Annotated in this window: 7 protein-coding genes and 1 pseudogene; all 8 read right to left on the reverse strand. The window is 55.6% G+C overall.

Annotation, left to right across the window (positions count from 1 at the left end; genetic code table 11):
- Positions 1-6 precede the first annotated feature (6 nt).
- Complete coding sequence (gspK, locus tag OUO13_RS09820; RefSeq protein WP_283173703.1) at positions 7-1,086, reverse strand: type II secretion system minor pseudopilin GspK; 1,080 nt, start codon at positions 1,084-1,086, stop codon at positions 7-9.
- On the reverse strand, positions 1,086-1,808 hold the full coding sequence (gspJ, locus tag OUO13_RS09825) for a type II secretion system minor pseudopilin GspJ (RefSeq protein ID WP_283173704.1): 723 nt from the start codon (positions 1,806-1,808) through the stop codon (positions 1,086-1,088). The genes gspK and gspJ overlap by 1 nt, the downstream gene beginning before the upstream one ends.
- Before the next feature lies 1 nt (position 1,809).
- Positions 1,810-2,181, reverse strand: coding sequence for a type II secretion system minor pseudopilin GspI (gene gspI / locus OUO13_RS09830; RefSeq protein WP_283173705.1), 372 nt, complete (start codon positions 2,179-2,181; stop codon positions 1,810-1,812).
- Complete coding sequence (gene gspH / locus OUO13_RS09835; protein WP_283173706.1) at positions 2,171-2,764, reverse strand: type II secretion system minor pseudopilin GspH; 594 nt, start codon at positions 2,762-2,764, stop codon at positions 2,171-2,173. Before gspH ends, gspI begins: the two co-directional genes overlap by 11 nt.
- A gap of 24 nt (positions 2,765-2,788) precedes the next feature.
- Complete coding sequence (gene gspG, locus OUO13_RS09840) at positions 2,789-3,217, reverse strand: type II secretion system major pseudopilin GspG (RefSeq protein WP_283173707.1); 429 nt, start codon at positions 3,215-3,217, stop codon at positions 2,789-2,791.
- Positions 3,218-3,228: 11 nt separating this feature from the next.
- Positions 3,229-4,440 (reverse strand): type II secretion system inner membrane protein GspF, encoded by a 1,212-nt coding sequence (gspF, locus tag OUO13_RS09845; protein ID WP_283173708.1) that lies wholly within the window; start codon positions 4,438-4,440, stop codon positions 3,229-3,231.
- Between the two features lie 3 nt (positions 4,441-4,443).
- Entirely contained in the window at positions 4,444-5,955 is a 1,512-nt protein-coding gene (gene gspE / locus OUO13_RS09850) for a type II secretion system ATPase GspE (protein ID WP_283173713.1), read from the reverse strand.
- A gap of 274 nt (positions 5,956-6,229) precedes the next feature.
- A pseudogene (locus tag OUO13_RS09855) lies at positions 6,230-6,365 on the reverse strand (electron transfer flavoprotein subunit alpha/FixB family protein); the annotation flags it as partial.

The following is a 6,365-nucleotide window of genomic DNA, read 5'->3' on the forward strand; positions in this document are numbered from 1 at the left end:
GGTTGCTCAGAAACTGCTGCTGGCCGCTGGGGCTGGCAACTGGATCGCTTCCCGACGCGAATAGTCCCGCGAGATGATACTCATGCTGCCATCATCCGCCTGACGGCGCAGCATGAATTGGCTGGTGGCCAGCCAGTCTCCTTCCGTGCCGATATCCACCCGGGTGAATACCAGAAAATACGAGGTTTTGACGGTGAAATCGTCCTGACTCCAGCGCACGTTGGTGGTGCGGCTGTCGTCATCCGAGCTGTCAGAGCTGGAACTGTCATCGGACGCACTGCTATCGGATGAACTGCTGGATGAGCTGGTGGTGGTCGAACTGCTTTTCTTGCCTGACGCCGCATTGGCCACCTCGGCGATATTCCAGAAGTCATCAACACTGGCAATGCCATCTTCGCCACGTTCACCAATCACCGCCATGGCACCATCCAGACCAAAGTCATCATCAAGGGCTGCCAAAACCTGATCCAGCGCCGTGTTAACGTTCAGCTGGGTGCTGGCAGGCAAGCAGGTGATGTAAGGCTCCAGCTTTACCCATGTGTCTTCATCCATGCCATCCAGCAAGCGAACCTCACTGATATCCGAGCAAATACGATAGGCCGCGCGGTAAGGCACTTCCAGTCGACTATAGAGGTCGTCCGCCTGGCTTTCGGAGTTCATCCAGTTCGCTAGTGTTTCGGCAAATTCGACGTTGCCTCCGAGGTTTTTCAGCAAGCGCTGAAACCGGGCCTGCCAGACCTTGTGATTACTGGCCGCTGGTGCCAGCCAGTTGAGGTTGAACAAGCCCTGAGCATCAACGATGTGCACAAAGACCGTGCCCTGTTCCATCGGGAAGCTGCGATCAATGGTCCACTGCTCCATGTAATGGTCAATATCCGGGTTATCTTCCCAGTCCAGATAGAGACCGGAGCGCACCACGCTCTCTACACCCCAGGCAAATGCACGCGCCTGCTGGGTTGCCAGCTGTCCGGTGGTGCGCTGGATGTTCATGGATTGTTGCTCGATGATCGAGGTTGCAATCACACTGGCCAGTGCAAAAAACAGCAACACCATCAACAAGGCGAGGCCCGATTGTTGTCGACGCATTATTCGCTCTCCCCATCATGGGCCAGCACCCACAGGCGTTCGATTTCACCCAGCCAGGGCAGCTCGATTTGCCAGCGAATCAAGGTTGGCGTCAGTACAGCCGATTCATTCACCATTTCCGGTGGCCAGCTGGTTTGCCATTCGGAATCGGTCGCATCCGAATCGGTGGTGCTGGTTTTTACCAGCAAACTGATCTTGAGGCTGACCACCTGATCCAGCACAGGCACCGCTTGAGGAACGGAATCATCGGCACGATCCAGTACCGCCCAGCGGTAACGCACCAGGCAGTCATATTCCGGCTCGCTTACTCCCGCCGCCTGCAGGCGCTTGAGGGCGGGCTCACACTCTTCGCTATCGATGGGGCGCAACTGGTAGGCCACGCGCTGCAAAGTTGAACGTAGCTGCTCTGCTCCCGGACGATCTCGCCAGCCGTTACGGGTAAATTCGAGCATGTAATCCGGGTCGTCGAGAATCAGGGATGCGCGCTCATCACCATACTGGTCCCGAATCGGCCGATTCAGGAACTGCTCCATGTCGCGCCCGACCAGGCTGTTAAATCGCTGTAACGCCGCAAGCTGATCAGAACGAGCCGTTGTGGCATCGCGTGCGCGGGCAACGGTATCCAGCAGTTGTACCGCGCCCACGCCGATCATGGCGGTAATGGCGACGGCCATCAGCACTTCAAGCAGGGTAAAACCGGCAGAGCGACGGAGAATCGGCATATCAGTAATTCCCCAGAATCGTCACCAGCGATACCAGCGGGTAATCCGGCTGGTTTTCTTCGGCAACCGATACGGTCACGCGCACCACTCCGTTGAACTGGGTTTTCTCAACCTTGGTATGCAGTCTCCAGGTGCGGTTTGCCATGGTGACTTCGTCATCGGAGTCACCGGTTTCCGGCGCCGGAATAACGGTTCGCAACGCGGCGATACGGTTTTCGGCAACCCACGAGGCAATGGTCTTGTTTTCAAGTTGCAGCAGGGTGTCGGTGGACTGGCTGGTGGTGCCACTCACTACCATGGCAATGGCGGCAAAGATGGTGAGGGCAATCATCACTTCCAGCAGGGTAAAGCCGCGCGTTGGTTTAATCTTCATAACGCACCAGTTCAGACCATACCGGGTTAAAGCCGTCACCATGCAGCAGGATCGCGAAGCTGGTATCGGAGCTGTGTTCGAGGGTCAATTCAAAAGGGGTGTATTCGTCGGCAGACAGGAATTCAAGCGCCGGCAAAGGCTTGTCATCGTCATCCAGCAGGTCTTCAAAATCGACTTCCTTGCCATCCAGAGTCAGCATCAGTGCCATACCTTCCGGCACAGCAGGTGCTTTCAGCGTTTCAGAGGCATAAGGCTGCCACGGATTATCAGCGAGTTTCTGGAGTTCGTCGGAGCTTTTTCCAGTGCTCACTTCGAGGCGACGAACATCCTGAAAAGCCAGCAGCAGGAGTTCATTTACATCCATCGCCAGGCCCAGATCGAGGTTGCGGTACACCGCTTCATCCCGATACAGATTCATCACCACCGCCAGCTGTTTGCCGAACTTCTGGGTGTCGTCCTGGGCCTTACGATCAGAGGAATTGAATGTCACCAGGCTGGTAATCAGCCCGATCACGAACAGCACCACCATGACCTCGAGCAGGGTAAACCCCCTGCTTTCAGAATGCTTGTGAATCCCTGTCATGGTGTGTGCGTAGTCCGTCCGTATTTATTCCGGGAAAACGATGTCGGCGTATTCCGCTTCGCCGCCTTCCTGACCATCGGCACCCAGAGAGACGATTTCATACTTGCCCTTTTCGAAGAAGTACAGGAATTCGTTGCCCCATGCGTCAGTTGGAACCTTGGTGCCTTTCAGGTAACCACCGGAACGGTAATTTTTAGGCTCAGGAGAGGTGCTTGGTTTTTGTACCAGTGCTTCCAGACCCTGTTCGGTTGACGGGTAGCTGAAGTTGTCGAGCTTGTACATATCCAGCGCACTTTCGAGCAGCTTCATCTGGCTCTTGGTGGTTTTGATCTGGGCATCGGTTGCGCCCCCCAGAATGTTGGTAGCTACCAGAGCCATGATCCCACCGATGATGGCCAGAACGACCATTACTTCCAGCAGGGTGAAACCCTGATTGCGCTTACGGCTTTGCATATCGGTTTCTCCTAACGAACCATTTGTTGCAATTCAAGAATCGGCATCATGATGGCTGCCACGATCAGGGCCACAATAGCCCCCATGGTCAGCAGCATCAGCGGCTCAAAGATTTTCACCAGAGCCGATACGGTATTTTCAAGTGTGGTTTCCTGCTGACGCGCCGTGCGGGCCAGCATGCTGTCGAGTTCACCACTGTTTTCACCACTGGCGATCATGTGCAGCATGATCGGCGGAAAATATCCGGTATCTGCCAGAGCGCGATGCAGACTACCACCTTCGCTGACAGCAACCGTCGCTTCAGTGAGGGATTTTTGTATAGGAATGTTCAGAATCACCTGACTGGCAATACGCATGGCATCAACCAGCGGCACACCGGAGCTGGTCAGAATAGCCAGGGTGCTGCCAAAACGGGCGGTATTGGTATCTTTCACGAAACCGCCAATACCAGGCATGCGCAGGACAACCTGATGCCAGCCAGTGCGAAAACGTCGATTCCGCAAGCCCTGACCAAAACCAGCCAGGCCAACGGCAATGGCGATGCCCAGATACAGGCCATAACCAGACAGGAAGTGACTGAGGTCGAGCATAAACTGGGTCAGCGCCGGCAGCGTCTGGCCGTTTTTGACAAACACTTCAACGATGTCGGGTACCACGTACGTGAGCAAGCCAACCACGATACCAAGCGCCACAATACTGAGGATCAGCGGATACATGGCTGCCAGTTTGATTTTCTGATCCGAGCTTTGGCGGGCTTCGGTGTAATCCGCCAGACGATTCAGAACCGCATCCAGATGCCCGGCATGTTCACCGGCGCTTACGGTGGCGCGATACAGGTGTGGAAACGCACGCGGGAATTCTTCCAGCGCCTTGGCCAGAGTAAAGCCTTCCAGAACCTTGGCGCGGATCGCCAGAATCATGCTTTTGGTTTTCTGACGCCCGGTCTGCTCGGAAAGTGCACGCAGGGATTCGTCAATCGGCAGGCCTGCGGCAATCAGGGTTGCCAGCTGACGGGTAATCAGAGCCAACTCCGGTACCGACAGGCCAGGCCCGCGCCCAAAACCATTGGCAGACTTCTGGCGGTCGGTGGAGACATCCACTTCCAGCGGCATCCAGCCTTTGTCACGAAGCTTCTGACGCACCTGGCGAGCGCTGTCAGCCTCCATAACACCCTTGCGGGTTTTGCCCTTGTCATCAAGAGCCTGATATACAAATGCGGCCATGTGTTATCCCTTGACCACCCGCAGCAGTTCTTCAATGGTGGTGCTGCCACCCAGAACCTTGCGAACGCCATCGTCATTGATGCCGGGACCCATGGAACGCGCATGACGATGCAGAGCCTGTTCACCGGACTTGTCATGGATAAGTGTCTTGAACTGCTCATCCACTTCAATAATTTCGTAAATACCCTGACGGCCGCGATAGCCAAGCTGATTACATTTTTCACAGCCTTTGGCGTGATAAATCAGTGGCGGTTGCTCCGGGTTGGCGCTCAGCAATTCACACTCGGATGCTGTTGCATGAGCGGGCACCTTGCAGTCCGGGCACAACACCCGAACCAGTCGCTGGGCAATCACGCCGATGAGGCTGGACGACAACAGGAAGGGTTCAACACCCATATCTTGCAGACGGGTTACAGCACCGACGGCCGTGTTGGTGTGCAGGGTCGACAACACAAGGTGACCGGTCAGAGACGCCTGAATGGCGATTTCTACGGTTTCGAGGTCTCGAATCTCACCAATCATCACCACGTCCGGGTCCTGACGTAGAATGGCACGCAGACCCTTGGCGAAGGTCATTTCAACCTTGGTGTTAACCTGGGTCTGACCAATGCCCGGCAGGCTGTATTCGATCGGGTCTTCAACGGTCAGGATATTACGACTGGTATCGTTTAGGTCACTGAGAGCGCCATACAAGGTGGTGGTTTTACCGGAACCGGTTGGACCGGTAACCAGAATAATTCCGTGAGGTTTGCTGATGATATTACGCATCACACGCAGGTCGCGCTCAGACATCCCCAGCTGGGAGAGACTCAAACGACCAGCCTGCTTGTCGAGCAGACGCATCACCACTCGCTCGCCATGATTGGACGGCATGGTGGAAACCCGCACGTCCACTTCCCGACCGCCAATGCGCAGGGCAATACGACCGTCTTGTGGTACGCGCTTTTCAGCGATGTCGAGACGCGCCATAACCTTGATACGGGAGACCAGCAGAGCTGCCAGGGCGCGTTTGGGCTGCACCACTTCTCGCAGCACGCCGTCTACACGAAAACGCACCACAAGGCGCTTCTCGTAGGTTTCAATGTGAATGTCGGAGGCGTTCTCTTTGACCGCTTCGGTCAGGAGGGCGTTGATCAGGCGAATGATCGGAGCATCACCTTCCTGTTCCAGCAAGTCTTCGGTTTCCGGAACGGAATCCGCAAGACTGGCGAGGTCCATTTCGTCACCCAGCCCCTCCACCATTTCCATGGCTTCGGATGAGTCACTTTGATACGCAAGCCCGAGTCGGCGTTCAAACTCGTCATCGGTTACGGCTTCGAGGCGGAATGGCATCGACAGGAAACGCTGCACTTCCACTACTGCAGTGGGATTCAGCGGATCACGATAGATAACACGAAGGGCGTCCGGCTTGCCTTCAACCAGCACGCCAAATCGTTTGGCAAAGCCGAATGGCAAGCGTGTCGCCAATCCGGTGGCCGCTACTGCACTGGCCGTCTCCCGGGAATGGGCAGGCATCTGACCTGACGGGTCAGGGTTCATTTCTGCTGCGTTCGACACACTCATAATCAATCCGTTCTGACCGGGGCACTGCTTCAAGCCCCGCTAATTTCGCTCAGCCATCAGTGGCTATTCCCTAAGGAATCGCATGCTACTGATAACTGACACCCTACGGCAAGTTTTCAGCCTGATATCGAGTGTAACAGGGCTGAGGATACTATGACCGGGCGATGACAAAATCGTTACATAAAAAAGCCCGGCATTGCCGGGCTCTTTCGTGTCGATCAGGAGATCAGACCAGTTTTTCCAGCTCAGGTACAGCTTCGAACAGGTCTGCCACCAGGCCGTAGTCTGCCACCTGGAAAATCGGGGCTTCTTCGTCCTTGTTGATGGCCACAATCACCTTGGAGTCTTTCATACCTGCCAGG

It is taken from the genome of Parathalassolituus penaei (genome assembly GCF_026626885.1).
In the GTDB taxonomy this organism is placed as follows: Bacteria; Pseudomonadota; Gammaproteobacteria; order Pseudomonadales; family Oceanobacteraceae; genus Oceanobacter; species Oceanobacter penaei.

What these genes read in the sequence shown, in the direction of transcription:
- gspF (WP_283173708.1), bottom strand. Translation starts at nt 4,440, where the DNA reads ATGGCCGCATTTGTATATCAGGCTCTTGATGACAAGGGCAAAACCCGC.
- gspJ (WP_283173704.1), bottom strand. Translation starts at nt 1,808, where the DNA reads ATGCCGATTCTCCGTCGCTCTGCCGGTTTTACCCTGCTTGAAGTGCTG.
- gspE (WP_283173713.1), bottom strand. Translation starts at nt 5,955, where the DNA reads ATGCCTGCCCATTCCCGGGAGACGGCCAGTGCAGTAGCGGCCACCGGA.
- gspI (WP_283173705.1), bottom strand. Translation starts at nt 2,181, where the DNA reads ATGAAGATTAAACCAACGCGCGGCTTTACCCTGCTGGAAGTGATGATT.
- gspG (WP_283173707.1), bottom strand. Translation starts at nt 3,217, where the DNA reads ATGCAAAGCCGTAAGCGCAATCAGGGTTTCACCCTGCTGGAAGTAATG.
- gspH (WP_283173706.1), bottom strand. Translation starts at nt 2,764, where the DNA reads ATGACAGGGATTCACAAGCATTCTGAAAGCAGGGGGTTTACCCTGCTC.
- gspK (WP_283173703.1), bottom strand. Translation starts at nt 1,086, where the DNA reads ATGCGTCGACAACAATCGGGCCTCGCCTTGTTGATGGTGTTGCTGTTT.